This window comes from Flavobacterium sp. UW10123, from assembly GCF_040538975.1.
Taxonomy (GTDB): domain Bacteria; phylum Bacteroidota; class Bacteroidia; order Flavobacteriales; family Flavobacteriaceae; genus Flavobacterium.
Window position 1 is genome coordinate 49,291 of record NZ_JBEWQE010000008.1, and the last position, 24,904, is coordinate 74,194.

The following is a 24,904-nucleotide window of genomic DNA, read 5'->3' on the forward strand; positions in this document are numbered from 1 at the left end:
AATATAAGTCATTTCGAAATAATAATTAATTAAACAGAGATTTTAAAACCGCTCTTACTAAAATTTCGTTAATAACTAAATACCCATTAACTAAAAACCAATGTTGTTAACCTAATAAAAAACTTGATTATGAAAAACGAAGTTAAAATTCATGAAGCTGACCCTTCACTGAATAGCAGAAGGAGCTTTCTTAAGCTCAGCGGATTAACATTAATGACCACAGGTCTGGTTTTGGCTGGCTGTAGCGATAATGACCACGACAATGATATGCCAGACACTTCTTTGCCAGGAGTAAGAAATGGTGTTTTTGATTTAGGCTCCGGAGATTTTGGAGTATTAACCTACGCGTATGCTCTAGAACAATTAGAAGCCGACTTTTACACTAAAGTAGTGAATTCTAGCGGTTTTAACACCGTATTTAGTAGTATTGAACGCGAAGTTTTGACTGATTTGTACCATCACGAAGTAGTTCACAGAGATTTTTTCAAAGCTGCTTTAAATGGAGCGCTTCCCGATCCAAGTTCGCAATTGCTACCTTCTTTAGCCTTTAATTATGGTTCTTTAAATTTCAATAGCCGTACCGAAGTTCTAGCTACTGCAAAAGCACTAGAAGATACTGGCGTTGCTGCTTATAACGGAGCAGGAAGATTAATTAAAACCGCAGACTACTTATTATTAGCTGGAAAGATTGTTTCTGTTGAAGCCAGACACGCTGCTGCAATAAGAAGTTTAATTAATCCAAATTCGAAAGATTTTGCTGGAGACGATATTGTAAATATGTCAACAGGATTGGATGATGCAAAAGATCCATCGAAAATCCTACCGATTGCAGCTGGTTTTATCACCACAAAATTTACAGCTAAATACTTGCCTTAATCTTAACCGCTAAAACTTAGAAATTATGAACATTTTGAAATTTATAGAATCCTTTACTGATGACAATTTAATGAATAGTACTGGTTCTCGCAGAGATAGTTTTTCGCACTTTGGAAATATGGGAAAAAATTTAGCTTTAGCATCAATTCCATTTGGATTGTCGGCTCTTACCAATAAAGCTTTCGCTAAAGATATAACAGCAACTCCTGCAACTCCAATTGGAGCCCTTCAGTTTGCTTTAACCTTAGAATATCTTGAAAACGAATTTTATGCCCTGGCATTAGATTCCGGAGTAATTCCAGCTTCTGAAAATGGCGGCCGCGATTTGAAAGTCTTTCAGCAAATAGCGGCACACGAATCTGATCACGTTAAGTTTTTAATTGCAGGATTGGGTGGAACCGCAAGCGCGAACTTTGTACCCAAACCTACTTTTGATTTTACTGTAGGTGGAGCTTTTGATCCTTTTCATGATTATCCAACATTTTTAGCTTTGGCTCAAGCTTTTGAAGATACGGGAGTTAGAGCATATAAAGGACAAGCCGCCAACTTGATAACGACACCCGATTTATTGACTGCTGCATTGCAAATCCATTCTGTTGAAGCGCGACATGCTTCTGAAGTTAGACGATTAAGAGGATTAAAAGGGTGGATTTCTAATGCCGAACGAGGTGCTGGCATGCCTGCAGCAACACAAGCAGTTTATGATGGAGAAGGTGTAACCATGCAGGCAGGATTTAATACAGCAACTGCTTTTGGTGCTGCGGCTGGCTCAGAAGCTTATGATGAACCACTTACGACACAGCAAGTTGTAGATATTGCCAATATATTTATTGTGTGATCGATTTTTTCTAAATATTTAACCGTCTTTACTTTATTGTGAAGACGTTTTTTTTATTCATTAATTAATTAAAAAACTGAAGTCCTGATTTTCAGCAGATAAAATATTCTTTCAGGTATTTGGTTTTAAAATAATTAATTGTACTTTTGCATCCCCTTTATTGGGGATGGAATGTTTAATTAAAATAATATTATGGACGCATTAAGCTACAAAACAGTTTCAGCAAACAAAGCCACTGTAACTAAAGAGTGGATTGTTGTTGACGCTGAAGGTCATAACTTAGGACGTCTTGCTTCTAAAGTTGCAATGATCTTAAGAGGTAAGTACAAGCCAAGTTACACACCGCACGTTGACTGTGGAGATAACGTAATTGTTATCAACTCAGAAAAAATTAACCTTACAGGTACAAAAATGAATGACAAAATTTACATGCGTCATACAGGTTACCCAGGAGGACAAAGAACTTTAACTGCTAAAGTATTGCAAGCTAAAAATCCAGCTGCATTAGTAGAAAAAGCTGTAAAAGGTATGTTACCTAAAAACAAATTAGGTGCTGAACTTTTTAGAAATCTAAATGTTGTTGTAGGAGCTGAGCACAAACACGGAGCTCAAAAACCTAGAACTGTTAACCTAAATGATCTTAAGTAATGGGAGTTATTCACAAAATCGGTAGAAGAAAAACCGCTGTTGCACGTGTATACGTTTCTGAAGGAACTGGAAACATCACTGTAAACAAAAAAGAATTCGCAACTTACTTTCCAACTGCAACTTTACAATACAAAGTTTTACAACCGCTTTCTATGACAGAAAACGCTGGTAACTTTGATGTAAAAGTAAACGTTTACGGAGGTGGTACAACTGGTCAAGCAGAAGCTGTAAGAATGGCATTAGCACGCGTAATGTGTGAAGTTAACGCTGAAAACAGAGGAATCCTTAAACCAGAAGGTTTATTAACAAGAGACCCAAGAATGGTTGAACGTAAGAAATTCGGTCAGAAGAAAGCTCGTAAGAGATTCCAATTCTCTAAACGTTAATATTACCTGTCTTGTTCAAATGGAACAAGACATTATCAATTATTTATTGAAATTAAAAAACACAGTTATTGTTGCTCTCCTATCGAGGTAGGATATAGTTTAGCATCTAAATGTATGAAGCCAGAGAAATCGCCATTCACACATTGCTAATCAACAGAACGTAAACTAGTACAAAAATGGCAAACAAAATAGAAGTAAAAGAATTACTAGAAGCAGGTGTTCACTTCGGACACATGACTAGAAAATGGGATCCAAACATGGCTCCTTACATTTATATGGAGCGTAATGGTATTCACATTATCAATCTATATAAAACTGCAGCTAAAATCGAAGAAGCTAATGAAGCTTTGAAAAAAATCGCAGCATCAGGTAGAAAAATCTTATTCGTAGCTACCAAAAAACAAGCTAAAGACATCGTTGCTGATAAAGCAAAAGCTGCAAACATGCCTTACATCACTGAAAGATGGCCAGGTGGAATGTTGACTAACTTCGTAACTATCAGAAAGGCAGTTAAAAAAATGTCTTCTATCGATAAAATGAAGAAAGATGGTACTTTCAACACTTTATCTAAAAAAGAGCGTTTACAAGTTGATCGTCTACGTGCTAAATTAGAGAAAAACTTAGGTTCAATTGCTGATATGTCTAGACTACCTGCAGCATTGTTCGTAGTAGATATCAAAGCTGAACACATCGCAATAAAAGAAGCTCAAAAATTAAACATTCCAGTTTTCGCAATGGTTGATACGAATTCTGACCCAAGAGAGGTTGATTACGTGATTCCTGCAAATGATGACGCTTCTAAATCAATTGACAAAATTTTATCTTTAGTAACTACTGCAGTAATCGAAGGTCTTTCTGACAGAGGTGCTGAAAAAGAAGTTGAAGCTGCTGAAGAAGCTCCTGCTGTTGAAGCTGAAGCTCCTGCAACTGAAGAATAAATCAAATTTTAAATTCCAAATTTTAAATTCCAAAATCCAAAATACAAAATTAAAAACGTTATGTTGATAATTTATTAAAATTGGAGTTTGGGATTTAAAAGCTGGAATTTTTTACTTTTAACATTAAAAATTCAAAATATTATGTCAACAATTACTGCTGCAGACGTAAATAAATTAAGACAATCTACAGGTGCCGGAATGATGGACTGTAAAAAAGCTTTAGTTGAAGCTGAAGGAGATTTCGATAAAGCTATCCAAATCCTTAGAGAAAAAGGACAAAAAGTTGCTGCTAACCGTTCTGACCGTGAGTCTTCTGAAGGCGCTGCTGTTTCTTTTATCAATGCTGACAACACTAAAGGAGCAATCCTTACTTTAAACTGCGAAACTGACTTCGTAGGTAAAAATGAGGCTTTCGTAACTTTAGCTAAAGATTTAGTTGAAAGAGCTATCAACTTCTCGTCTAAAGAAGAATTTTTAGCTTCTGATTTCAATGGAATTACAGTTGCTGAGAAATTAATCGAGCAAACTGGAGTTATCGGTGAGAAAATCGAAATCGGTGGTTTCGAAATTTTAGAAGGTGCTTTCGTTGGATCTTATGTTCACGTTAACAAAATTGCTGCTTTAACTGCAATTTCTGCTCCAATTGCTAATGCTGAGACTTTAACAAAAGACGTTTCTATGCAAGTTGCTTCTATGGGAGCTGACACATTATCTTACAAAGATTTTGATCCTGCTTTCGTTGAATCTGAACTTGCTGCTCGTATTGCTGTAATTGAAAAAGACAATGAAGAAGCTGCACGTTTAGGAAAAACTTTGAAAAATGTTCCTAAATACATCTCTTTCTCTCAATTAACTCCTGAAGTTATCAAACAAGCAGAAGAAGATGCTAAAGCTGAATTAAAAGCTGAAGGTAAACCAGAACAAATCTGGGACAAAATTCTTCCAGGAAAAGTTCAACGTTTCATTTCTGACAACACTACTTTAGATCAAGAGAAAGCTCTTTTAGATCAAAACTTCATCAAAGATGATAGTAAAAAAGTTGGTGACTACGTAAAAGGATTCAATGTTGAAATTACAGGTTTCAAAAGAGTTACTTTAGGTTAATATATTATTTTCAATATTAAAAAGCCCGAATATTTATTTATTCGGGCTTTTTTATTTTTATAAAACTAACTCTCAACTGGAAAGTTTCTTGCTCGCATCAATGCATCAGATTTTGGCGCATGACCTCTAAAACTCTCATACATTTCTTCATTATCAATAGTGTTTCCAACGCTTAAAACGGTTTTATAAAGACGTTCAGAGACATTTTTATCAAACGGTCCGCCAGCTTCTAAAAAAGCTTCATAAGCATCTGCATTGATCACATCTGCCCACAAATAACTGTAATATCCTGCCGCATATCCATCGCTTGAAAATATATGTGCAAATTGCGGAATTCTGTGCCTCATTACAATTTCTGACGGCATATTAATTTCATTCAAAACTTTCTCTTCAAATGCATGTGGATCAACCGTATCAGTTGTTAAATGCAGTTTCATATCGACAATAGAACTTGAAATCGTTTCTACCGTTGCAAAACCTTCATTAAAATTAGCCGCTTTTCCTATTCTTTCTACCAATGATTGCGATAAAGGTTGGTTAGTTTTATAATGAAGCGCAAACTTATTTAAAACCTCTGGCGTTGCTAGCCAATGTTCTAACAGCTGAGATGGAAACTCGACATAATCTCTAGCAACAGAAGTTCCGGAAAGACTCGGATACGTAACATTTGAACACAATCCGTGAAGCGCATGCCCAAATTCATGAAACAAAGTTGTGGCATCATCCCAAGAAATTAAAACAGCTTCATCGCTATTTCCTTTTATGAAATTGCAATTGTTTGACACAATAGGAAGTACATTATCTTTTATTTTCTGCTGGTCTCTGTGTGAATTCATCCACGCTCCCGAACGTTTTCCCGTACGAGCGTAAGGATCAAAATACCACAAACCAATTGGTTCTTCAGTTTTTTTATTATTCACTTCCCAAACTCGAACATCTGGATGATAAACAGGGACATCAAATAATTGCTTAAAGCCCAAATCAAACAATTCTCCGGCCGTCCAAAACATTCCTTCACGTAAATTTTCAAGTTGTAGATACTGTTTAATTTCATTCTGATCTAAATCATATTTTGCTTTACGCACTTTTTCTGCATAATAACGGTAATCCCAAGGCTGGATTTTAAAATCTCCTCCTTCATTATCGACCATTTCCTGCATAGCCGAAACGTCGTTTTTTACTTTTTCTACAGCAGGTTTCCATACAGAATGCATCAAATCAAGCGTTTTCTGCGGGTCTTTAGCCATTTTGTTCGACAAACTCCATTCGGCAAAATTTGTAAAGCCTAAAATCTTTGCTTTTTCAGCTCTTAACCTTAAAATAGATACAAGTGTTTCATTTGTATCATTTTTGTTCTTATTATCGCCTCGTTTTACAAAAATATCAAAAGCTTTTTCTCTTATAGTTCTTTTATTTGAGAAAGTTAGAAAGGGCTCAATTGAAGATCTTGTATTTCCAATACATCCTAAAACATTTAGATTTCTTTCTTTCGCTTCGGCAATTGCTGCATTCTTAAATTCCTCAGGCAGACCGTCAAAATCAGTTTCTGCCTTTAGCTCTATATACTGATTATTTTCTTCTGCCAGCAACTTTTGACTGAAAGCAGTAAAAAGTCCCGCTAATTTCTGATTAATATTAGCCACTTTCTCTTTATCTTGAGCGTTTAGCTCTGCTCCTTCTCTAACAAAATCGGTATAATAAAGCCAAAGCAAACGCTGTTGTTCTTTGGTTAAACTTTTCTTTTCATCTGATTTGTATAAAGTTTCAATTCTAAAGAAGAGTTTTTCATTTTGATACAATTTGTCATTAATCTCTGCCAATTTTGGAGACATTTCGGTATCAACTACATTAAACTCTGGAGTACTAAGATTGGACCTGTAAATGCCATAAACTGCATGAATTTGATCTAATTTTGTACCCGAAAGCTCTAAAGCTTCAATGGTATTTTCAAATGTAGGCTTTAGTGGATTATTCGCAATTGCATCGATTTCTTCTAATTTTTCTCTAATCGCAAATTCTATTGCGGGCTTAAAATCTGAAATTTTATATGCCGTAAAATCTGGAATACCTCCATAAGGACCAGACCAATCTTTTAGCAATGAATTATCTAACTCTATTGGTGTTTTCATAACAAATACATTAATTAGTTCTGTGCACAATTTCAATCAGAAAAAGAGCAACAGAATCTCAAAATTAACCAATCAGAAGCAAACTTCATACGTCAACAGATTATAAAAATTAATCTGCTTCTAAGATTTAAAAAGAAATAGTTTATTTTTGAAATACCAATTTAAAAATAACATGTTTAGAACCAGAAAAGAAATTGTTTTTGTAATTTTAGCAGGAATATTTATAACTAACGCCGTTGTGGCTGAGTTAATTGGAGGAAAGCTAATTCAAATTGGTCCTTTTGTCATGAGTATAGGAATTTTACCGTGGCCAATTGTATTTCTAACCACCGATTTGATCAATGAATATTTTGGAGAAAAAGGTGTAAAAAAACTTTCTTTCATAACCGCATGTCTGATTGCTTATGCTTTTTTGATACTCTTTATGGCAATCACTATTCCTGCAGCAAACGGAATTAGCCCAGTGAATGACGATCAGTTTCAAGCTGTGTTTGGTCAGAGTATGTGGATTATTGTTGGAAGTTTAATAGCCTTCATGGCATCTCAACTTATTGATGTTTGGATATTTTGGTTTTTTAAAAACAGAACTGGAGAAAAAAAAATATGGTTGAGAGCAACTGGTTCTACTGTTATTTCTCAATTATTTGATTCATTTATTGTTCTAGGAATTGCTTTTTGGCTTCCAGGAAAAATTGATTTTGACACTTTTATATCTTCAGGGTTAATAGGATATACATTTAAATTAGCAATTGCAATCTTATTGACACCAGCAATTTATTTAGGACATCATTTGATTAAAAAATATTTGGACGAAGATCCCGCACATAAAGGATAAAAGAATAAAAAAATATTTAGGTCATGAAAAAAAATCACTTGCTTATTTTATTCTCTGTTACCTATTTCTTTTTCAGCTGTGGCAATGACGAAAAAAAGCAGCCTAAAAAAGTCATTCAGTCTGTTAATAAATTAAAACCGGCTCCCGTTCAAGTAAATTCTAAAGTTTCCTCAAAAAATATTACCGCTCCCAAAGAATTTAGCTCAAAAGAAACTGTTCCAAAAAAAGATCCATTTTCAATCAAGAATCCGATTGAAATTAAATCATTAAGTCCGCAAATAGCAAACAATATAGCTAGTCAACCAACTTCTGTAAAAAAAGAAGCTACAGACAAATTATTAAATTTTGCCAATATTCGTAAAATATTAGACAAATGCAAAATGGGTCAGACAATGACTCAAAAGCAGTTAACACAGAACTTTGAAATTCCAAAAGAAGCCGTTAAATTAGTAAAAAGCGTAACCAAAACCGCAGAAAACGAATTATCTGTAAAATGGCAGTCTACATGGCTTGTTGAAAAAGTTTCTGATGCAGAACTTGAAGATGGCAAAATGAAAGTAGTTTTTAAAGCCAATAAAATGTATACTTCTGGAAATGCTATTGGAATTAAATATAATAGAAAAATCTATAATGATTTAGTGATAGTTGGACGTTCGGCTTATATTCCGAGTGTAAAAGGATATAGCTGGCAGATTGGAAGGTAGTCCAAGAAAAGTTTTATCAAACAAAAGACATTAGATTCTATTGAAAATCAATTCATTACATATTAACAATAAAAAAATACGAAAAAACTTATCATGAGTTCTTGGTTTTATTTCAAAAGATTTTACTTTTGCCGTAACATTTAACAAATAAAATCCACCCAAAAATGAAAAAACTAAGTATTTTTTTTGTGTCTGTATTGGCACTAGGTTTAACTACAGTATCTTGTAGCAGTGATGATGACAAAGCTTCTATTGAAGGAAAATGGGAAGCTTACCAAGACGGAACCATCGTTGACGGAAAAGAGCAATTAACACCAATAACTAATGAAGGAGGTTGCAGCAAAGGTTTTCTTGAAATTCAAGAAGGAGGAAAAGTAATCGATCACTATTCTGAGTATTCTAATTCAAAGTGTGAAGAGTATAACGATATCGGAACATGGACCAAAACAGATAATAAAATAACTTTTAAATATGGGGATGATTCAGGAGATACTGGAGAAATTTTAGTATTAGATAAGAACACCTTAAAAATTAAATATACTTACACACGTGAAAACGATGCATCTGAAATATACATCATTGAATTAAAACGTAAATAGTTATTTTTTTAAACTTTTTAAAACCTCAAACTTCTAATAGTTTGAGGTTTTTTTATACATTTAAAATAAAAAAATGGAACCACTAAGATGCGGCTGGTGCTCTGCCAGTGATTTATATAAAAAATATCATGACGAAGAATGGGGAACTCCTGTTTATGACGACCCAACTATTTTTGAGTTTTTAATTCTAGAAACTTTTCAAGCGGGACTTAGCTGGATTACTATTTTAAATAAAAGAGAAAACTTTAAAACAGCTTTTGACAATTTTGATTATAAAAAAATTGCTAATTATTCTGAAGATAAAATTGACGAATTAATGCAGAATACTGGAATTATTCGCAATAAACTTAAAATTAACTCTGCCGTTTCAAACGCTCAGGCTTTTATGAAAATCCAAGAAGAATTTGGAACATTCTCTGATTATATCTGGAAATTTACCAACGGTAAACCAATTGACAATAAGCCAAAAACTCTAAAAGATGTTCCAGCAACTACTCCAATCTCTGACACCATCAGCAAGGATTTAAAAAAACGCGGATTCAAATTTGTTGGCTCAACTGTTATTTACGCTCACATGCAAGCAACCGGAATGGTCAATGATCATATCGAAGATTGCTTTACTCGAAAAGCTAAATAGACGCCGTTTTAAGCCACGGTTTTCAGTTTTTTTTAACCTGAAACCTGAAAATTGGAACTTTCAAACAAAATTTTATTACATTTGCTTCACACTTTAGGGGTGTCTACAAGTTGTAGGCTGAGATTTTACCCTCTGAACCTGATCTAGTTCATACTAGCGTAGGGAAAAGTAAGATGACTTCTTGAACGCATTTCTATGTGTCATTGTAGCCATTCCTAATGTGTATCTATACATTAAACTAAAAAGGAATGGAACTAAAAATCAATCAACAAACTAAACAATTCAATGCTGAATCGATAAGCGTTCAATCATTGCTCGATCTCGAAATTCCCAACAAACAAAACGGAATCGCCGTTGCCGTTAACAATACTGTTGTTCCAAAACTCAAATGGAACGAATTCTTCGTACAAGAGACCGACGAAATTTTAATTATTTCTGCCACGCAGGGAGGATAGAATAAAATTCCAATTATATATCGGGCGTAGACGCACTGCAGTACGTCTCTACAATTCACATTTTACATTTTACATCTCACATTTTACAATATACAAGCTATGACAAACGAAGAACAAATATCTAGAACTCCATTTCCAAATTCTAAAAAAGTTTATATCGATGGAGAAATTCATCCTATAAAAGTAGCCATGCGAGAAATTGCTTTGAGTGACACCAAACTTTCAAATGGCGGAGTAGAAAAAAATCCTCCCGTAACTGTTTATGATACTTCAGGGCCTTACACAGATCCAAATGTTGAAATTGATGTTAGAAAAGGATTGCCACGCTTACGCGAAAATTGGATTTTAGGCAGAAATGATGTTGAAGTTTTAGATGAAATCACTTCAGATTATGGGCAAAGCCGATTGAAAGATGAAAATTTAAATCATCTTCGTTTTGAATATCTGCATCAGCCAAAAAGAGCTAAAAAAGGCGCTAACGTAACACAGTTATATTACGCAAAACAAGGCATTATTACTCCGGAAATGGAATACATTGCTATTCGTGAAAACCAAAGAATTGAGCTTTTAAACGAACAAACAAAAGCCATGCAGTGCCAGCACAACGGAAACAGCTTTGGTGCAAATACTCCAAAAAACAAAATCACACCCGAATTTGTTCGTTCTGAAGTTGCTTGTGGAAGAGCAATTATTCCAAACAACATTAACCATCCCGAAAGCGAACCGATGATTGTTGGTCGCAATTTCTTAGTAAAAATTAATGCCAATATTGGAAATAGCGCCGTGAGTTCGAGTATTGAAGAAGAGGTTGAAAAAGCCGTTTGGGCTTGTCGTTGGGGAGCTGATACAATTATGGATTTATCTACAGGAAAAAACATTCATGAAACGAGAGAATGGATTATTAGAAACTCGCCAGTTCCAATTGGAACCGTTCCTATTTATCAGGCTCTGGAAAAAGTAAAAGGAATCGCAGAAGATTTAACCTGGGAGATTTTCCGAGATACGCTAATCGAGCAAGCAGAACAAGGAGTTTCATACTTTACGATTCACGCCGGAGTTTTGCTTCGTTACATTCATTTAACCGCAAATCGTGTTACTGGAATCGTTTCTCGAGGCGGATCAATCATGGCAAAATGGTGTTTATTTCATCATAAAGAAAACTTCTTATACACACATTTTGAAGAAATCTGCGAAATCATGAAACAATACGATGTTGCTTTTTCTCTTGGAGATGGTTTGCGTCCAGGTTCGATTGCAGATGCCAATGATGCTGCGCAATTTGCAGAGTTAGAAACTTTAGGTGAATTAACCAAAATTGCTTGGAAACATGATGTTCAGGTTTTCATTGAAGGCCCAGGACACGTTCCTATGCACATGATTAAAGAGAACATGGACAAACAATTAGAACATTGTCATGAAGCCCCATTTTACACTTTAGGTCCTTTAACTACAGATATTGCACCAGGCTATGATCATATTACTTCGGCAATTGGAGCAGCAATGATTGGCTGGTATGGTTGTGCAATGTTGTGTTATGTAACACCTAAAGAACATCTCGGTTTACCGAATAAAAAAGATGTAAAAGACGGCGTGATTACTTATAAAATTTCAGCTCACGCTGCCGATTTGGCCAAAGGTCATCCAGGAGCGCAATATCGAGACAATGCCCTAAGTAAAGCTCGTTTTGAATTCCGTTGGGAAGATCAGTTTAACTTGGCTTTAGATCCAGATACTGCAAGAGAATTTCATGACGAAACACTTCCTGCTGATGGTGCAAAAGTGGCGCATTTCTGTTCAATGTGTGGACCAAAATTCTGCTCTATGAAAATATCTCAAGAAATTAGAGATGTCGCTGCTGCTGAAAAAGGAATGCAAGAGAAATCAGAAGAGTTTATTGAACAGGGGAAAGAGATTTATATATAGTGAGATGGAATTTGTAAAATGTGAAACGCTTTGATTTTCACATTTTACATCTCACAAAAAACATTTTTCAAATTATGATTGTGATTACAAATCCTTTTTTTATTGAAGATGAAATTCAAATGCTGAATTCTTTATTTGAAGAAGGATTGTCTTTACTTCATATCCGAAAACCTGATTTTTCAGCATTAGAAATGGCTCAATTTATTAATCAGATAAAATTAGAATTTCGTAATAAAGTTGTTTTGCACAATCATCATTATTTAGCAGAAGATTTTGGTGTCGACCGATTTCATTTTTCTGAAAAAGAAAGAAAACAGAATTCAGACTTTCCGATAAGGTTTTCAAAGCCTTGCAAATCTAATTCAACATCGACGCATTCTATCCAAGATTTTAATTCGTTAGAAAATGAATTTGATTATGCATTCTTGAGCCCCATTTTTAAAAGTATTTCTAAAGAAAATTATCATCCAAAAATTGATCTTTTTGAAGCTTTAAAATCAAAAACAAACAATAAAACAAAAGCGATCGCTTTAGGCGGAATTAATGCAGAAAACATTCAAAAAACTCTTGAAAATGGTTTTGATGATGTTGCGCTTTTAGGAAGTATTTGGAACAATGAAAATCCGTTAGAACAATTTAAATTATGTCAGAAAATCGTCCATTCGTACTTACAATAGCAGGTTTAGATCCTTCGGGAGGTGCTGGAATTTTGGCTGATATCAAAACGTTTGAACAGCATAAAGTTACTGGTTTCGCTATTGCAACAGCTAATACTATTCAGACTGAAAATGAATTTTATAAGATTGAATGGATCAATATCAATTTTGTGGTACGATCTATTGAAGTCTTGTTTCAAAGCTATAAGATCAGTGCTGTTAAAATCGGAATTGTACCATCGTTATCTTATTTAAACCGAATTCTTTCAACGATAAAACTAATTTCTCCCGATACAAAAATTGTCTGGGATCCAGTTTTAAAATCGACTACAGAGTTTGATTTCTTAAACATTGAAGATCGTTCAGATCTAAACCAAATCCTTTCCAAAATTAATTTGATTACACCTAATTACATAGAAATTGAAAAATTGTTTCCTGGTTTTATAAAAGACCATCTTTGGATTGAGAATGAAATTTCAACTGCAATTCTACTCAAAGGTGGTCATAATTCGAATGAAATTGGAAAAGATCAATTGTTTTTGAAAAATAAAATTCTTGATTTATTTCCGACGGAAAAAGGCTGCCATGAGAAACATGGTTCAGGCTGTGTCCTTTCTTCAGCAATCGCTTCAAATTTAGCACTAGATCAAACTATGGAAATAGCTTGTAAAAATGCAAAAACCTACATAGAAAAATACTTGACTTCAACATCAACATTAATCGGATACCATCATGTATAGCAAACTGCAATATATTTCGCAAGGCGAAACAATTGACGACCAATTACGCAACATACATCAGGCACTTGATGCTGGATGCAATTGGGTGCAAATGAGATTTAAAAATCAAACAACAAAAGACGTTTTTACTTTAGCGGAAGCCGTAAAACCTTTATGCGAAGAATATCTTGCCAATTTTATTGTAAACGACGATTTGCATCTCGCAGAACAAATTGCAGCTGACGGAGTTCACTTAGGATTAACTGATACGAAAATCGACGAAGCAAGAGCAATTTTAGGCTCTACAAAAATTATCGGAGGAACTGCCAATACTTTTGAAGATATTGAAAATCATATGAAAAACGGCTGTGATTATATTGGTTTGGGGCCTTTTAGATTTACAGCAACTAAAGAAAAACTTAGTCCTATTTTGGGTTTGTCAGGTTATCATGAAATTCTTCAAAAACTGAAAAAAAATAAAATCGACGTTCCTGTTTATGCTATTGGCGGAATCACATTACGCGATGTAAGTCCATTAATGGAAACTGGAATTTTCGGAATTGCCTTGTCTGGAATCATTACTGAAAGTGATGAAAAGGAAAAATTAATTCAACAATTAAAAGAAAAATTATATGCAAACATCATTGTTTAACATAGGAGACAAAGCCTTCGTGTCCCGTCTGTTTCTCGGAACGGGAAAATTTGGTTCGAATGAAGAAATGGAACGGGCTATTTTGGCCTCCGAAAGCGAATTGGTTACTGTAGCTCTAAAACGAATTGATTTTGAAACTGATACTGACGCTATCTTATCGCATTTAAAACATCCAAATATCAATTTATTGCCCAATACTTCTGGAGCAAGAAATGCGAAAGAAGCTGTTTTTGCTGCGCAATTGGCTCGAGAAGCTCTTGAAACCAACTGGGTAAAACTGGAAATTCATCCTGATCCAAAATATTTAATGCCCGATCCAATTGAAACATTAAAAGCTACAGAAGAATTGGCAAAATTGGGTTTTATCGTGCTTCCTTATATTCACGCCGATCCCGTTTTGTGCAAACACTTAGAAAGTGCTGGAACATCGGCTGTAATGCCTTTAGGTTCACCAATTGGAAGCAATAAAGGTTTGAAAACTATCGATTTTTTAGAAATCATAATTGAACAAAGTAACGTTCCTGTTATCGTAGATGCCGGAATTGGTGCACCGTCTGACGCAGCAAAAGCAATGGAAATTGGTGCCGATGCTGTTTTAGTAAACACGGCAATTGCTGTAGCAGGAAATCCGAAATTAATGGCTGAGGCTTTCAAAGAAGCCGTTATTGCTGGAAGAAAGGCTTTTGAGGCTAAAGTTGCCAATCAGCAAAAATATGCTTCGGCTTCTAGTCCTTTGACTTCTTTTCTTTATGAGTAATTTTTTTCTAACGCAAAGTTCGCTAAGCTTTGCGAACTTTTTGTCAAAGACAAGAACTCAAAGCTTAGCGAACTTTGCGTATTCTTAGCGCGCTTTGCGTTAAAAAACTTTTGCAGTAAAACTAAACTCACATGAATACTTTCAAATCCATTTTTGAGCAATATAATTGGGATGAAATCCAATCTAAAATATACAAAACCACATCAAAAGATGTCGAACGTACTTTAGCAAAAACCAAATACAATCTCGACGATTTCTTGATCTTAATCTCGCCTATTGCTCAAAATTATTTAGAGCAAATGGCACAAAAATGCCATGAAACTACCAAAAAACGTTTCGGAAAAACGATACAAATGTACGCTCCGTTATATCTAAGCAACGAGTGCCAAAACATTTGTACGTATTGCGGATTTAGTTTAGACAATAAAATCAAAAGAAAAACGCTGACTGATGCTGAAATAAAACTGGAAGTCGAAGCCTTAAAAAACATCGGTTTTGATCATGTTTTATTGGTTACAGGTGAAGCAAATTATACTGTAAACATCAATTATTTTCTGAATGCCATTAATTTAATCAAAGAAGATTTTTCCATTATTTCTGTTGAAGTGCAGCCACTTTCTACAGAAGATTATCAACGATTGCATGATGCTGGCGTTTATTCTGTTTTGGTATATCAGGAAACGTACCATCAGGAAGTTTACAAAAAGTATCATACAAAAGGTAAAAAATCAAACTTCGATTATCGATTGGAAACTCCTGATAGAATTGGAACTGCAGGAATCCACAAAATTGGTTTAGGTGTTTTATTAGGTTTAGAAGATTGGCGAACAGATAGTTTCTTCAATGCTCTACATTTAGATTATCTTCAAAAAAAATATTGGCAGACAAAATATTCGGTTTCCTTTCCGCGTCTTCGTCCTGCTGAAGGAATTATCGAACCCAATTTTATTATGGACGATAAAGATTTGACACAATTAATCTGTGCTTATCGTTTATGGAATGAAGATCTAGAAATTTCGATTTCTACTCGTGAAAACGAGAAATTCAGAAACAATATTATTCCGATTGGCGTTACGAGTATGAGTGCGGGCTCTAAAACAAATCCAGGCGGTTATGTTGTCGACCCGCAATCTTTAGAGCAATTCGAAATCAGCGATGAACGCTCAGCAGAAGAAATTTCAAAAATCATAAAAAATTCAGGTTATGAACCTGTTTGGAAAGATTGGAACAAAGCTTATAGTTGAAATGTTTCAAGTTTCAAGACTTAACAATTCACAATTAAAAAAATGAGTATTATACAAGAATTCCTTCGTTACAATAGGCAAACTATTCTTCCAGAAATTGGTGATGAAGGTCAGGAAAAACTAAAAAAAGCTAGAGTTTTAGTAATTGGCGCAGGCGGTTTAGGCTGTCCGATTTTACAATATATTGCAACCGCTGGAGTTGGTTTTATCGGAATCATGGATTTTGACACAATTGAAATTCACAATCTTCATAGACAGATTTTATATACTGAAAATGAAATTGGTCAGCATAAATCAATTGTTGCTAAAGAAGTCGTTTCTAAACTAAATCCGCTGATTGAAGCTGTTGCTATTAATGAAAAATTAACTGCTGAAAATGCATCGGAAATCATTCAGCACTATGATATTATTGTAGATGGTTCTGATAATTTCTTTACTCGATATTTAGTCAATGATACTTGCGTTCAGCTTAACAAACCGTTAGTTTACGGAAGCATTTTAAAATTTGAAGGTCAGATTGCAGTTTTTAATCATAACGGAAGCAAAAATCTTAGAGATTTATTTCCTGAAATGCCCGATCCAAAAGACGTTCCGAATTGCAATTTGAATGGCGTTCTCGGAACTTTACCCGGAATTGTTGGCAACATGATGGCGCATGAAACCTTAAAATTGATCTTAGAATTACCGACTTTAAAAAATGAATTGGTAATTTTTAATACTTTAAATTGGAATTTTATAAAACTGAATTTCTAGAAAACAACCTTATCACCAATGCTGATAATTCCTGAATTCAAACTCACAAGATTGGTTCCGAATAAAACAGAATTATCTACATTTCTGTACTTGCTTAGAGTTTTTAAAGGTTCTTTTTTCAAACGCCCATTTTCTGGATCATTGTTAACCATGACACATCTTCCGCAGGGTTTTATGTTTTTAAATTGAACTTCTCCTATTGTAAAAGTCTTAAAATCATCTTCTTCATGAGGATTTTCAGTGCTTACTACAATGTTGGGACGAAATCTTTTTATAGTAATTTTTTCATCCAATTTATCATTCAGAAAATCTAAACTTTTAGATCCAATCATTAAATATGGATAACCATCTGCCAAACTCACATTGAATGTTTCTTTTAATTTAGAACTTTCGTGTTTACGAGCTCCATTTTTGAGTATTTTAACCAATTTACAATCAAAACCTAAATGTTGGCTGAACCATTTTGAAGTTTCAAGATTCACTTCAACCACTTCACTTTTATCATCCCAAACATTAACTTCTATCACATTTTCTAAATGCTCAGCAACAGAAAATTCATGCTTTTGGTCCTGAAAAGTAATGCTTATTTTTCCATCTGAAATCTGTGGATAAAACTGACTCATAATGCGATGTTCTCTCTGTGTCAGCATCTGATTTTCTGCATCAACAAGCATCCAACGGCGATCATTTTCAAATCCCATTTCTTCAGCTTTTGCGGATTCAAGACTAATTCCTGCCAAACTCTTTATTGGATAAATATAAATTTCTGTTACGCTATACACTGCACTCATTTTTCTATTTACTTTTTAAAATGGACATAAACTCTTCACGATCAATTTCTCGGCAGCCTAAGCTCTCCAAATGCGGATTGTAAACCTGACAATCTAATAATTTGTAATTTTCTTTTTTCAAATATAAGGCTAAAGCAATAAAAGCTGTTTTTGATGCATTTGAAACTTTAGAAAACATGCTTTCTCCGCAAAAAATATTTCCTTTTCCTAAATCAATTCCATACAAACCACCAACCATCACATCATCCTGCCAAACCTCAACGGATTTTGCCACTCCTTCTTCATTCAATTTGCAGTACGCATTTATCATTTCATCAGAAATCCAAGTTCCGTTTTGTCCTTCACGTTTTATCTGCTGGCAATTTGAAATTACTTCTCTGAAATTTTTATTATAAGTAACCTTAAACATTTTCTTATTGAGAATCTTTTTCATGCTTTTGGATATTACTAATTCATCAAAAAACAACACCATTCGCGGATCAGGTGCCCACCAAAGAATCGGTTCTCCTTCATTAAACCACGGGAAAATACCGCTTTTATAAGCCAATAGTAAACGCTCTGGACTTAGATCGCCTCCAATAGCTAAAACACCTTCTTCATCAGCTTCTGTAACTGGCGGAAAAAATAAATCGTTGAATAAATAGTACATTTTTAAAACTAATCAATTTTTTAAATTCCAAATTCCAAGATTTGAGATAAATAAAAAGAATCAAAAATAAAATTCCAAATTCCAAATTCACGAGAATGAATTGGAATTTGGAATTTAGTAAATTGAATTTTAAACTCTTAGAACGGTAAATCGTCTGGTTCGTCTTCGTTTAAGTTTGTTGCTGGAGCAAAAGTTTCTGCTGCTGGCATTGGAGCTCCTTGTGCAGATCCTTCTGCAGCTAATCTTTCGATTCTCCAACCTTGAATACTATTGAAATATCTAGTTTCTCCTTGTGGATTAACCCATTCTCTTCCTCTTAAATTGATAGAAACTTTTACTGCATCTCCTTGTTTATAGCTACTCAACAAATCGCATTTATCTTGTGTAAATTCGATTAAAATATGTTGTGGATACTGCTCCTCAGTAGTAACAACTAATTCTCTTTTTTTGAATGAGGCACTAACTTGCTGCTCTGGGTTAACCACTTTTACTTTTCCTGTAACTTCCATCTTCGTCTATATTAATTATTGTTTCTATTTCTTTTATTTTCTAGCTAAAAGCACTTTCCAAGCCGATTCTACATCGCCATTATCCAGATATTTTTTAGCTTCTAAATGCACTTTTTTCTGATCGTCTGAGCTTAAAACTCCTTTGACTGCGAAATTTTCTTTCACAAATATACTAACTTCTTCTTTTGTAGGCAAGGTTTCAACATTTCCTAATTTTCCTAAATCGTTCCCATCAAAAACAGGGCTTTCTTTTACAAAATCCGGTATCGCATCTACACCTACTCCCAATGTAGTCAAGGGTTTTGCGACTTCAAAAAGCCCTTGATTAGATCTTGAGTACCAATTATTTCCAAGTCTTGAAACCAAATCAATTTTATGCTGATCAATCGCTCCATTTTCATCTAAAATCGATTCGTCAATATGAATTTTCACGACTTCACATAAAATCAAATTTCCTGCTCCACCTTCTGTTCCTAACGGAATAATCTGCGTAATCTTGCATTCAAACTGAACTGGAGATTCTTTTACGCGATATGGTTTTACTAAATCGGATGGAATTTGGGTTAATCCAGCTTTTATAAATTCGTTTACTCCATCTCCATATTCTGTGCTTGCCAAAGATGTCTGTTGCACAATATCGTAGTTAACAACATTTATTACCACTTCGCGAGTCGCTTCTGCATTGATCAAAGTGTGTTTAATTGTATTATCGCGAACACGTCTTGATGGCGAAAAAACCAAAATTGGCGGATTAGCACTAAACACATTAAAGAAACTAAACGGAGATAAATTTGGAACTCCAGTTTCGCTAATTGTGCTTGCAAAAGCAATAGGTCTAGGTCCGATTGAACTCTGTAGATAGCCTTGCAATTTGGCCGTTGGAATCTCTTTTGGGTTAACGCTGATCATACTTTAAAATTTAGACAGAATCTCATTTTAGAAGCTACAAAAGTATTGAAATGGTTTAATTCGAAGAAATAGTTTTACAGATAAAAACGAAAAAATCTTTCTATATCGGCAAAATATAAAATGTGTATATTTCGTTATATTTATACCTCAAAAAAACTGATATGTCTTTTTCTGAAAGAACAAATACAACCCGCTGGATTATTATTTCGGTATGTTTTATAATCATTTCTCTAATTCTTTGGAACACTTATACTTTCTTCCAAATTTTTAAAAATGAAGAACGCTTGAAAATGAACCTTTTTGTGAAGGCACAAATTACGATAGTGAATGCCGATGAAAATACCGATGTAGAACTTCCTCTCCAGATTTTCAACAATAATACTTCGATTCCAGGTATAATAATGCTGTATGATAAAGTGGTGAGTGCGGTCAACGTTCCTGATGAAATTCTTAATAACAAGAAAAAACTAACAGCTTTTTTGAATAAGTTAAAAAATGAAAACGAACCTATTACTTTTGAATATGCTCCAGGGAAATATCAGACATTATATTACGGAAACTCTTCCTTATTAAATAAACTTAAATACTACCCGATTGCGCTGCTTCTGATTATATTTTTATGCATTGCTTTAATTTACAACTTTTACAAAAGCACTAAAATGGCAACCCAGAATAAACTTTGGGCGGGAATGGCAAAAGAAACGGCACATCAGATTGGAACTCCTCTTTCTTCATTAATTGGCTGGGTAGAAATATTAAAAACCGAAGATATAGATCCGTCGATTAGTACTGAAATTGAAAAAGATATTGAGCGTTTGCAAACCATTACAGATCGTTTTTCTAAAATTGGTTCTATTCCTGTTTTAGAACTTCATGATATTGTAGAAGAAACCAAAACGGCTTATGAGTATCTGCAATCTCGTTTTTCTAAACAAGTTGCTTTTTCGTTTCATGCTCCAGATTCTCCTATTTTAGGAATGATAAACCCTACTTTGCATAGCTGGACTATCGAAAACTTGGTTAAAAATGCTATTGATGCCATGAAAGGAAAAGGAACTCTTGACCTTCAAATTGAGCAAGACGCACATCAGGTAAAAATCAACATTAAAGATTCGGGAACTGGAATTCCTAAAAAACAGTTTAAAACGATTTTTGAAACTGGATATACCACAAAAAAACGCGGTTGGGGACTTGGACTTTCTCTAACGAAAAGAATTGTTGAAGAGTATCATAATGGAAAAATTAAAGTGCTCTCCTCTGAAATAGGAAAAGGAACTACTTTTCAAATTGCTTTAAATAAAAAAGTGCAGTAACATAACTTACTGCACTTTATCTAATTATTTTTATCCTAGTTTCATAATAAAGATTCTAGATCCAATAGCCTAGATTCTCAAAATCTACATAAAGTATTATTTAGACTTCTTTACTTTAAATTCAACTGTAGATGGACAATCCTCAAATGCAATAAAATAATATTTATCGGTAACTCTTTTTATATATGAAGATTTTTCAAAATAGTCATTACGAGTGCATTCTTGTTTATCTGCAAATGATTTAGGAATATCAACCAGCGTCTTTAATTTTGTATTTACATCATATATAAATTCGTTATAATTATTATCTTCATCTACATATAAAACTAATTCATTTTTTAGGTCAAAATCTCTTCCAATACCGGTAAAAATTTCTTTCCCTGTTTCTTTTTCATACAGCCAAAAATAGTGATTATGAGTACCTAAATTGGCATGTAAAGCAAAATAGTTTTGAAGATCAACTCCTTCATAATATTGTCGATGATTTGCTTGGAAAGTTTCAACTAATACATATGTGTTGTCTTTTTTGCCATTAATCAATCTAAACTTAATTACTTCTTCATTTTTATCTAAAGTTGGAAAAATAATTAATTTATAGTTGTTTTTGAGATAATATGTTTGTGATTTTATTGTATCACCTCTATCATCAAAAAAGACGGTATCAATTGATTTCTTTGTTTCTTTTTCCTCATTAGAAAATTTGCGATTATCAGTTTTACAACTGAAAAAACTAATCAAGAGAATGATTAAAATTATGTTTTTCATTTTTTTTAGTTAAGACAATTTTGGTCAATATTCAATAATTTCAAAACATCTTGAATTTTTTGAGGTTTTGTTTCAACATCAATAGTGCTTAATTTGGATTGATATTTTTTGTAACAGTAAGTGGTCGCATTAGAATATCTCGTTCTATTTCCGACAATAGAATCAAAAAATGTTATTTTATTTTTATATAAATGCTCATTCTCCGAAGCTCTCTCGTTTATTGAGCGATTTATAACATATATTATGTACTTATTATTTTCTTTGACAAATTTTTTATTGAAACTATTTTCTCCTAAAACATTCTCTACGATTCCATTTTTATCATATTTATAAGTAAAACTATATGTGAAAAAATGGTTGTCAGTTTGATAATTTTTATTTTTTATTTTCGCTTGAATGATTTTAAATTTATTATTTTCTTTTTGATTTCTCCAATTTTTATTTAATGGCTTTAAGAACTCTTCATAATCACCATAACCATCTTTTAAGAAAAAACCTAGATCTAAAACTGATTTTTCAATAAGTATTTTTTGTTTTAAAAAATTATAATACTCTTTGTTTACCTGATAAGTATCGTTGTTAACGATAACTTTATTTAGGTTGCTAAAAGTGATTTTTATATCATCTCCGGCAGAACAATAAAACGTTATTGATTTATTATTTTTATTTTTCGACCAAAAGGAAAATTTTTCAGGCTTTTCGTTTAAATCTTGATTTAATTTGTATACTGTAACAGTATCCTGTTTTTTTGAAAAAATACCTATAAAATTTTCAATTCTCTCTCCTTCCGCTTTGGTATAAGTACTATCGTTTTCATCATTGAAAGTATAATTTCCTTCATCAATATATACCTCTTTTACAAAAGCGATAGTATAATTAGATTTGTCTTTTTTTATATTTGAGCTACAAAAGAATAACAAAAGACAAGCAATTGAAAATAAGTTTATTATTTTTTTCATTTGTTTATAGGGGCTTCATTTGTTAATCTATTTTTTGTTATTTTCCAAAATATACTCTTTCCTGCACTTATTGTCCCAGAGATCCAATAATCTGAATTCGCAAAATCTGTGTAAAACATTATTTAGACTTCTTTACTTTAAATTCAACTGTAGATGGGCAATCTTTAAATGCTATAAAATAATATTTATCGGTAACATATTTAATATAAATGCTCTTATAGAAATCATTATATTTCGTACATTCATATTTACTTATAAAATAAGATGGAATATCAACCAATGTCTTTTCTTTAGTATTTACATCATAAATAAATAAATTGTCATCATTATTTTCATCTTCATATAAAATTAATTCATTTTTTAGGTCAAAATCTCTTTCAATACCAGTAAAAACTTCTTTTCCCGTTTTTTTATCGTACAACCAAAAATAAGGGTTATGAGTGCCGAAGCTTGCATGTAAAACAAAATAATTTTTAAAATCTTTACTTTGATATATTGGAATATAAGGTGACTCAAGTATATCTGTTAATAGGTAAGTGTTGTCTTTTTTGTCTTTAATTAATCTAAAATTAATTACTTTTTTTCCTTTATCTAAAGTGGGGAAAATTATTAATTTATAATTGTTTTTTAAATAGAATGTATCTGCTACAATTCTATCTGCTGTATGTTCGTCAACAAAAGCAGTATTAGTATAGACTTTTTTTTCTTTTTTTTCCTTATTAGTAATTTTATTTGGTTCAGTTTTGCAACTGATAAAGCAAATCAATAAAATGATTAAAATTTTATTTTTCATTTTTTATAATTTATGATTCATATAATATTTCCATAAATAACCTTTATTATTTGGATGTTCATAGTAAAACTTCCAAAAAATGTGACCTCCATAAACTACCGTGGCTTTATGCAAAACTCTTCCAGAGTTATTATTAGTGCCTAAAGTTTCATAATAGTCAATGTTTTTTTTGTCCTCTAACTCAATCTGAAAGTTCCAATTCTTATTTTGAGATGGAAAAAGATCAAAAATGTAAGGCTCATAAGATGTTTTTATTGTTGTTTTTTCTTCTTCTTCAAATGGTATAGTTGCTAAAGCTTCTACTTTCGTTTTATCTTTGTCGTGGGCTGGTGAATTTGGTTTATGCAAAAGAAGTCTTTGAGTTCCTTTGCTGTCAGGTTTAAACTTAGAGTTCTCTATGAATTTAACCCACAATTCTTTGGAAATAGAAATCCCTCCCTCTTTTGTTGCTTTGTTATGAGTAATACCTTTGTCAGCAAAATCAATACCATCCCATAATACCGCTCCTTCGGAGTAATCTTTTTTTCCTAGGAGAACATGAATCAATCCTTTTCGCGCATTTTTATAAAGACTGTTATTATCTTCATCTTTTAATAATTTTTTCGATGTAGCCGTTGAATAACCTGTAGAAAGTAGTTTCTTTGCTAATTTCCCCTGTTCTTCCATAGAAAGTTTGTCCCCTTTTTCAAACTTAACGGCATTAAATGTAGCCTGAGTAGTTGCAGCTGCACTTTCAAAAGTACTCGAATCCTCGGCATTTATCACCCCTGCTATATAGCAAAAATTTTCATGTGATATATCTAATTTAATTGCATTTACAAATGTATCTTTTGCATTTCCTTTCCCATCGCAGACATATACATCATTAACGCTTCCTTTGTTATTTGAAATATTTACTTTTCCTTCAAACGTTCCATTTTTATTATAAAAATGACCGTTTACGCTTACACTAGAATCAATAAACTTATCTTCTATGGCATCAACAAAATCTCCTGTAGATGTATTAAAGATATTTTGTTTAGGATTATTCCTATAATTAAAGCCGTGAAGATCGCTATTTAATACGACTTCTCCAAGCCAAGTAGTAGTATATTTTTCTTTAGGCTCTGTAGTTTTTTCCTGCTGCTCTTTAATAAAACTTTCCATCTCAATAGCATTCTTATCATCCTCAATCTGCTGTCTCCAAATGTTGAGCATAATTTGTCTAAATCTTGCCATTTCCGAAGGACTGGTATCTTCAAGTACGATTGTATGGTTCTTTCTAATCATAGTTATATCATTTAATTTTTTTTGTCATTTAGAAATTTGCAAGAAATAACAATAATTTATCGCCTTTTTTAAAAGGGTAAAACTATTATAAAGC

Annotated in this window: 28 protein-coding genes and 1 riboswitch; of the genes, 19 read left to right on the forward strand and 9 right to left on the reverse strand. The window is 33.2% G+C overall.

The features are described from left to right. Positions 1-129 precede the first annotated feature (129 nt). The 6 genes from ABXT06_RS10515 to tsf all read left to right on the forward strand — a co-directional run bounded on the left by ABXT06_RS10515 (position 130) and on the right by tsf (position 4,790). Entirely contained in the window at positions 130-876 is a 747-nt protein-coding gene (locus tag ABXT06_RS10515; RefSeq protein ID WP_354590723.1) for a ferritin-like domain-containing protein, read from the forward strand. Positions 877-901: 25 nt separating this feature from the next. Further along, entirely contained in the window at positions 902-1,714 is an 813-nt protein-coding gene (locus ABXT06_RS10520; RefSeq protein ID WP_354590724.1) for a ferritin-like domain-containing protein, read from the forward strand. A gap of 192 nt (positions 1,715-1,906) precedes the next feature. Continuing rightward, a complete protein-coding gene (gene rplM, locus ABXT06_RS10525) occupies positions 1,907-2,362 on the forward strand; it encodes a 50S ribosomal protein L13 (RefSeq protein WP_179003107.1) in 456 nt (151 codons plus the stop codon). Then, a complete protein-coding gene (rpsI, locus tag ABXT06_RS10530) occupies positions 2,362-2,748 on the forward strand; it encodes a 30S ribosomal protein S9 (RefSeq protein ID WP_035645327.1) in 387 nt (128 codons plus the stop codon). Before rplM ends, rpsI begins: the two co-directional genes overlap by 1 nt. Positions 2,749-2,924: 176 nt before the next feature. After that, positions 2,925-3,686 carry a 30S ribosomal protein S2 gene (gene rpsB, locus ABXT06_RS10535; RefSeq protein ID WP_109191769.1) on the forward strand — a complete coding sequence of 254 codons (762 nt, stop codon included), beginning with the start codon at positions 2,925-2,927 and terminating at the stop codon, positions 3,684-3,686. A 141-nt stretch (positions 3,687-3,827) separates the two neighbouring features. After that, positions 3,828-4,790, forward strand: coding sequence for a translation elongation factor Ts (tsf, locus tag ABXT06_RS10540; RefSeq protein ID WP_354590725.1), 963 nt, complete (start codon positions 3,828-3,830; stop codon positions 4,788-4,790). A gap of 65 nt (positions 4,791-4,855) precedes the next feature. On the opposite strand, the gene ABXT06_RS10545 is transcribed toward tsf, so the two are convergent. Beyond that, complete coding sequence (locus tag ABXT06_RS10545) at positions 4,856-6,919, reverse strand: M3 family metallopeptidase (RefSeq protein WP_354590726.1); 2,064 nt, start codon at positions 6,917-6,919, stop codon at positions 4,856-4,858. A gap of 172 nt (positions 6,920-7,091) precedes the next feature. On the opposite strand from ABXT06_RS10545, the gene ABXT06_RS10550 reads away from it, so the two are divergent. The 12 genes from ABXT06_RS10550 to ABXT06_RS10605 all read left to right on the forward strand — a co-directional run bounded on the left by ABXT06_RS10550 (position 7,092) and on the right by ABXT06_RS10605 (position 16,853). After that, positions 7,092-7,754: a queuosine precursor transporter gene (locus ABXT06_RS10550; RefSeq protein ID WP_354590727.1), complete on the forward strand. Its 663-nt coding sequence runs from the start codon at positions 7,092-7,094 to the stop codon at positions 7,752-7,754. A gap of 23 nt (positions 7,755-7,777) precedes the next feature. Continuing rightward, entirely contained in the window at positions 7,778-8,458 is a 681-nt protein-coding gene (locus ABXT06_RS10555) for a hypothetical protein (RefSeq protein ID WP_354590728.1), read from the forward strand. A 164-nt stretch (positions 8,459-8,622) separates the two neighbouring features. After that, the gene (locus tag ABXT06_RS10560; protein WP_354590729.1) at positions 8,623-9,057 is read left to right on the forward strand and encodes a lipocalin-like domain-containing protein; all 435 of its coding nucleotides are present in this window, start codon (positions 8,623-8,625) and stop codon (positions 9,055-9,057) included. Positions 9,058-9,130: 73 nt separating this feature from the next. Beyond that, positions 9,131-9,694, forward strand: coding sequence for a DNA-3-methyladenine glycosylase I (locus ABXT06_RS10565; protein WP_354590730.1), 564 nt, complete (start codon positions 9,131-9,133; stop codon positions 9,692-9,694). A gap of 85 nt (positions 9,695-9,779) precedes the next feature. Then, positions 9,780-9,876, forward strand: a riboswitch (TPP riboswitch). Positions 9,877-9,942: 66 nt separating this feature from the next. Then, positions 9,943-10,149: a sulfur carrier protein ThiS gene (gene thiS, locus ABXT06_RS10570; RefSeq protein WP_354590731.1), complete on the forward strand. Its 207-nt coding sequence runs from the start codon at positions 9,943-9,945 to the stop codon at positions 10,147-10,149. A gap of 99 nt (positions 10,150-10,248) precedes the next feature. Beyond that, positions 10,249-12,072 carry a phosphomethylpyrimidine synthase ThiC gene (thiC, locus tag ABXT06_RS10575; protein WP_354590732.1) on the forward strand — a complete coding sequence of 608 codons (1,824 nt, stop codon included), beginning with the start codon at positions 10,249-10,251 and terminating at the stop codon, positions 12,070-12,072. A gap of 74 nt (positions 12,073-12,146) precedes the next feature. Beyond that, complete coding sequence (locus ABXT06_RS10580) at positions 12,147-12,749, forward strand: thiamine phosphate synthase (protein WP_354590733.1); 603 nt, start codon at positions 12,147-12,149, stop codon at positions 12,747-12,749. Beyond that, positions 12,716-13,468, forward strand: a complete 753-nt coding sequence (locus ABXT06_RS10585; protein ID WP_354590734.1) for a hydroxymethylpyrimidine/phosphomethylpyrimidine kinase — start codon at positions 12,716-12,718, stop codon at positions 13,466-13,468. The genes ABXT06_RS10580 and ABXT06_RS10585 overlap by 34 nt, the downstream gene beginning before the upstream one ends. Next, positions 13,461-14,099, forward strand: coding sequence for a thiamine phosphate synthase (locus tag ABXT06_RS10590; protein WP_354590735.1), 639 nt, complete (start codon positions 13,461-13,463; stop codon positions 14,097-14,099). The genes ABXT06_RS10585 and ABXT06_RS10590 overlap by 8 nt, the downstream gene beginning before the upstream one ends. After that, positions 14,080-14,856: a thiazole synthase gene (locus tag ABXT06_RS10595; protein WP_354590736.1), complete on the forward strand. Its 777-nt coding sequence runs from the start codon at positions 14,080-14,082 to the stop codon at positions 14,854-14,856. The genes ABXT06_RS10590 and ABXT06_RS10595 overlap by 20 nt, the downstream gene beginning before the upstream one ends. A gap of 131 nt (positions 14,857-14,987) precedes the next feature. Continuing rightward, the gene (thiH, locus tag ABXT06_RS10600) at positions 14,988-16,100 is read left to right on the forward strand and encodes a 2-iminoacetate synthase ThiH (protein ID WP_354590737.1); all 1,113 of its coding nucleotides are present in this window, start codon (positions 14,988-14,990) and stop codon (positions 16,098-16,100) included. A 42-nt stretch (positions 16,101-16,142) separates the two neighbouring features. Continuing rightward, positions 16,143-16,853 carry a HesA/MoeB/ThiF family protein gene (locus ABXT06_RS10605; RefSeq protein WP_354590738.1) on the forward strand — a complete coding sequence of 237 codons (711 nt, stop codon included), beginning with the start codon at positions 16,143-16,145 and terminating at the stop codon, positions 16,851-16,853. On the opposite strand, the gene ABXT06_RS10610 is transcribed toward ABXT06_RS10605, so the two are convergent. From ABXT06_RS10610 to ABXT06_RS10625, 4 genes are all read right to left on the reverse strand, one after another. After that, the gene (locus tag ABXT06_RS10610) at positions 16,850-17,644 is read right to left on the reverse strand and encodes an MOSC domain-containing protein (RefSeq protein WP_354590739.1); all 795 of its coding nucleotides are present in this window, start codon (positions 17,642-17,644) and stop codon (positions 16,850-16,852) included. The two genes, ABXT06_RS10605 and ABXT06_RS10610, sit on opposite strands and share 4 nt — an antisense overlap. Positions 17,645-17,648: 4 nt before the next feature. Beyond that, a complete protein-coding gene (gene aat, locus ABXT06_RS10615) occupies positions 17,649-18,293 on the reverse strand; it encodes a leucyl/phenylalanyl-tRNA--protein transferase (protein WP_354590740.1) in 645 nt (214 codons plus the stop codon). Positions 18,294-18,430: 137 nt separating this feature from the next. Further along, positions 18,431-18,802 (reverse strand): DUF3127 domain-containing protein, encoded by a 372-nt coding sequence (locus ABXT06_RS10620; protein ID WP_354590741.1) that lies wholly within the window; start codon positions 18,800-18,802, stop codon positions 18,431-18,433. Between the two features lie 33 nt (positions 18,803-18,835). Beyond that, positions 18,836-19,711 carry a flavin reductase family protein gene (locus ABXT06_RS10625; protein WP_354590742.1) on the reverse strand — a complete coding sequence of 292 codons (876 nt, stop codon included), beginning with the start codon at positions 19,709-19,711 and terminating at the stop codon, positions 18,836-18,838. Positions 19,712-19,872: 161 nt separating this feature from the next. Between ABXT06_RS10625 and ABXT06_RS10630 the strand changes: the two genes are divergently transcribed. After that, positions 19,873-21,024 (forward strand): sensor histidine kinase, encoded by a 1,152-nt coding sequence (locus ABXT06_RS10630; RefSeq protein WP_354590743.1) that lies wholly within the window; start codon positions 19,873-19,875, stop codon positions 21,022-21,024. A 96-nt stretch (positions 21,025-21,120) separates the two neighbouring features. Here the strand turns inward: ABXT06_RS10630 and ABXT06_RS10635 are convergent, their stop codons facing one another. The 4 genes from ABXT06_RS10635 to ABXT06_RS10650 all read right to left on the reverse strand — a co-directional run bounded on the left by ABXT06_RS10635 (position 21,121) and on the right by ABXT06_RS10650 (position 24,810). Then, positions 21,121-21,789: a hypothetical protein gene (locus tag ABXT06_RS10635; protein ID WP_354590744.1), complete on the reverse strand. Its 669-nt coding sequence runs from the start codon at positions 21,787-21,789 to the stop codon at positions 21,121-21,123. Between the two features lie 5 nt (positions 21,790-21,794). Further along, a complete protein-coding gene (locus ABXT06_RS10640) occupies positions 21,795-22,748 on the reverse strand; it encodes a hypothetical protein (protein WP_354590745.1) in 954 nt (317 codons plus the stop codon). Between the two features lie 118 nt (positions 22,749-22,866). Then, a complete protein-coding gene (locus tag ABXT06_RS10645) occupies positions 22,867-23,541 on the reverse strand; it encodes a hypothetical protein (protein WP_354590746.1) in 675 nt (224 codons plus the stop codon). 3 nt (positions 23,542-23,544) lie between these two features. Then, positions 23,545-24,810 (reverse strand): hypothetical protein, encoded by a 1,266-nt coding sequence (locus ABXT06_RS10650; protein ID WP_354590747.1) that lies wholly within the window; start codon positions 24,808-24,810, stop codon positions 23,545-23,547. Between the last annotated feature and the right edge of the window lie 94 nt (positions 24,811-24,904).

Coding starts and splice junctions, on each gene's coding strand:
- ABXT06_RS10515 (WP_354590723.1), top strand. CDS start 130: ATGAAAAACGAAGTTAAAATTCATGAAGCTGACCCTTCACTGAATAGC.
- ABXT06_RS10520 (WP_354590724.1), top strand. CDS start 902: ATGAACATTTTGAAATTTATAGAATCCTTTACTGATGACAATTTAATG.
- rplM (WP_179003107.1), top strand. CDS start 1,907: ATGGACGCATTAAGCTACAAAACAGTTTCAGCAAACAAAGCCACTGTA.
- rpsI (WP_035645327.1), top strand. CDS start 2,362: ATGGGAGTTATTCACAAAATCGGTAGAAGAAAAACCGCTGTTGCACGT.
- rpsB (WP_109191769.1), top strand. CDS start 2,925: ATGGCAAACAAAATAGAAGTAAAAGAATTACTAGAAGCAGGTGTTCAC.
- tsf (WP_354590725.1), top strand. CDS start 3,828: ATGTCAACAATTACTGCTGCAGACGTAAATAAATTAAGACAATCTACA.
- ABXT06_RS10545 (WP_354590726.1), bottom strand. CDS start 6,919: ATGAAAACACCAATAGAGTTAGATAATTCATTGCTAAAAGATTGGTCT.
- ABXT06_RS10550 (WP_354590727.1), top strand. CDS start 7,092: ATGTTTAGAACCAGAAAAGAAATTGTTTTTGTAATTTTAGCAGGAATA.
- ABXT06_RS10555 (WP_354590728.1), top strand. CDS start 7,778: ATGAAAAAAAATCACTTGCTTATTTTATTCTCTGTTACCTATTTCTTT.
- ABXT06_RS10560 (WP_354590729.1), top strand. CDS start 8,623: ATGAAAAAACTAAGTATTTTTTTTGTGTCTGTATTGGCACTAGGTTTA.
- ABXT06_RS10565 (WP_354590730.1), top strand. CDS start 9,131: ATGGAACCACTAAGATGCGGCTGGTGCTCTGCCAGTGATTTATATAAA.
- thiS (WP_354590731.1), top strand. CDS start 9,943: ATGGAACTAAAAATCAATCAACAAACTAAACAATTCAATGCTGAATCG.
- thiC (WP_354590732.1), top strand. CDS start 10,249: ATGACAAACGAAGAACAAATATCTAGAACTCCATTTCCAAATTCTAAA.
- ABXT06_RS10580 (WP_354590733.1), top strand. CDS start 12,147: ATGATTGTGATTACAAATCCTTTTTTTATTGAAGATGAAATTCAAATG.
- ABXT06_RS10585 (WP_354590734.1), top strand. CDS start 12,716: ATGTCAGAAAATCGTCCATTCGTACTTACAATAGCAGGTTTAGATCCT.
- ABXT06_RS10590 (WP_354590735.1), top strand. CDS start 13,461: ATGTATAGCAAACTGCAATATATTTCGCAAGGCGAAACAATTGACGAC.
- ABXT06_RS10595 (WP_354590736.1), top strand. CDS start 14,080: ATGCAAACATCATTGTTTAACATAGGAGACAAAGCCTTCGTGTCCCGT.
- thiH (WP_354590737.1), top strand. CDS start 14,988: ATGAATACTTTCAAATCCATTTTTGAGCAATATAATTGGGATGAAATC.
- ABXT06_RS10605 (WP_354590738.1), top strand. CDS start 16,143: ATGAGTATTATACAAGAATTCCTTCGTTACAATAGGCAAACTATTCTT.
- ABXT06_RS10610 (WP_354590739.1), bottom strand. CDS start 17,644: ATGAGTGCAGTGTATAGCGTAACAGAAATTTATATTTATCCAATAAAG.
- aat (WP_354590740.1), bottom strand. CDS start 18,293: ATGTACTATTTATTCAACGATTTATTTTTTCCGCCAGTTACAGAAGCT.
- ABXT06_RS10620 (WP_354590741.1), bottom strand. CDS start 18,802: ATGGAAGTTACAGGAAAAGTAAAAGTGGTTAACCCAGAGCAGCAAGTT.
- ABXT06_RS10625 (WP_354590742.1), bottom strand. CDS start 19,711: ATGATCAGCGTTAACCCAAAAGAGATTCCAACGGCCAAATTGCAAGGC.
- ABXT06_RS10630 (WP_354590743.1), top strand. CDS start 19,873: ATGTCTTTTTCTGAAAGAACAAATACAACCCGCTGGATTATTATTTCG.
- ABXT06_RS10635 (WP_354590744.1), bottom strand. CDS start 21,789: ATGAAAAACATAATTTTAATCATTCTCTTGATTAGTTTTTTCAGTTGT.
- ABXT06_RS10640 (WP_354590745.1), bottom strand. CDS start 22,748: ATGAAAAAAATAATAAACTTATTTTCAATTGCTTGTCTTTTGTTATTC.
- ABXT06_RS10645 (WP_354590746.1), bottom strand. CDS start 23,541: ATGAAAAATAAAATTTTAATCATTTTATTGATTTGCTTTATCAGTTGC.
- ABXT06_RS10650 (WP_354590747.1), bottom strand. CDS start 24,810: ATGATTAGAAAGAACCATACAATCGTACTTGAAGATACCAGTCCTTCG.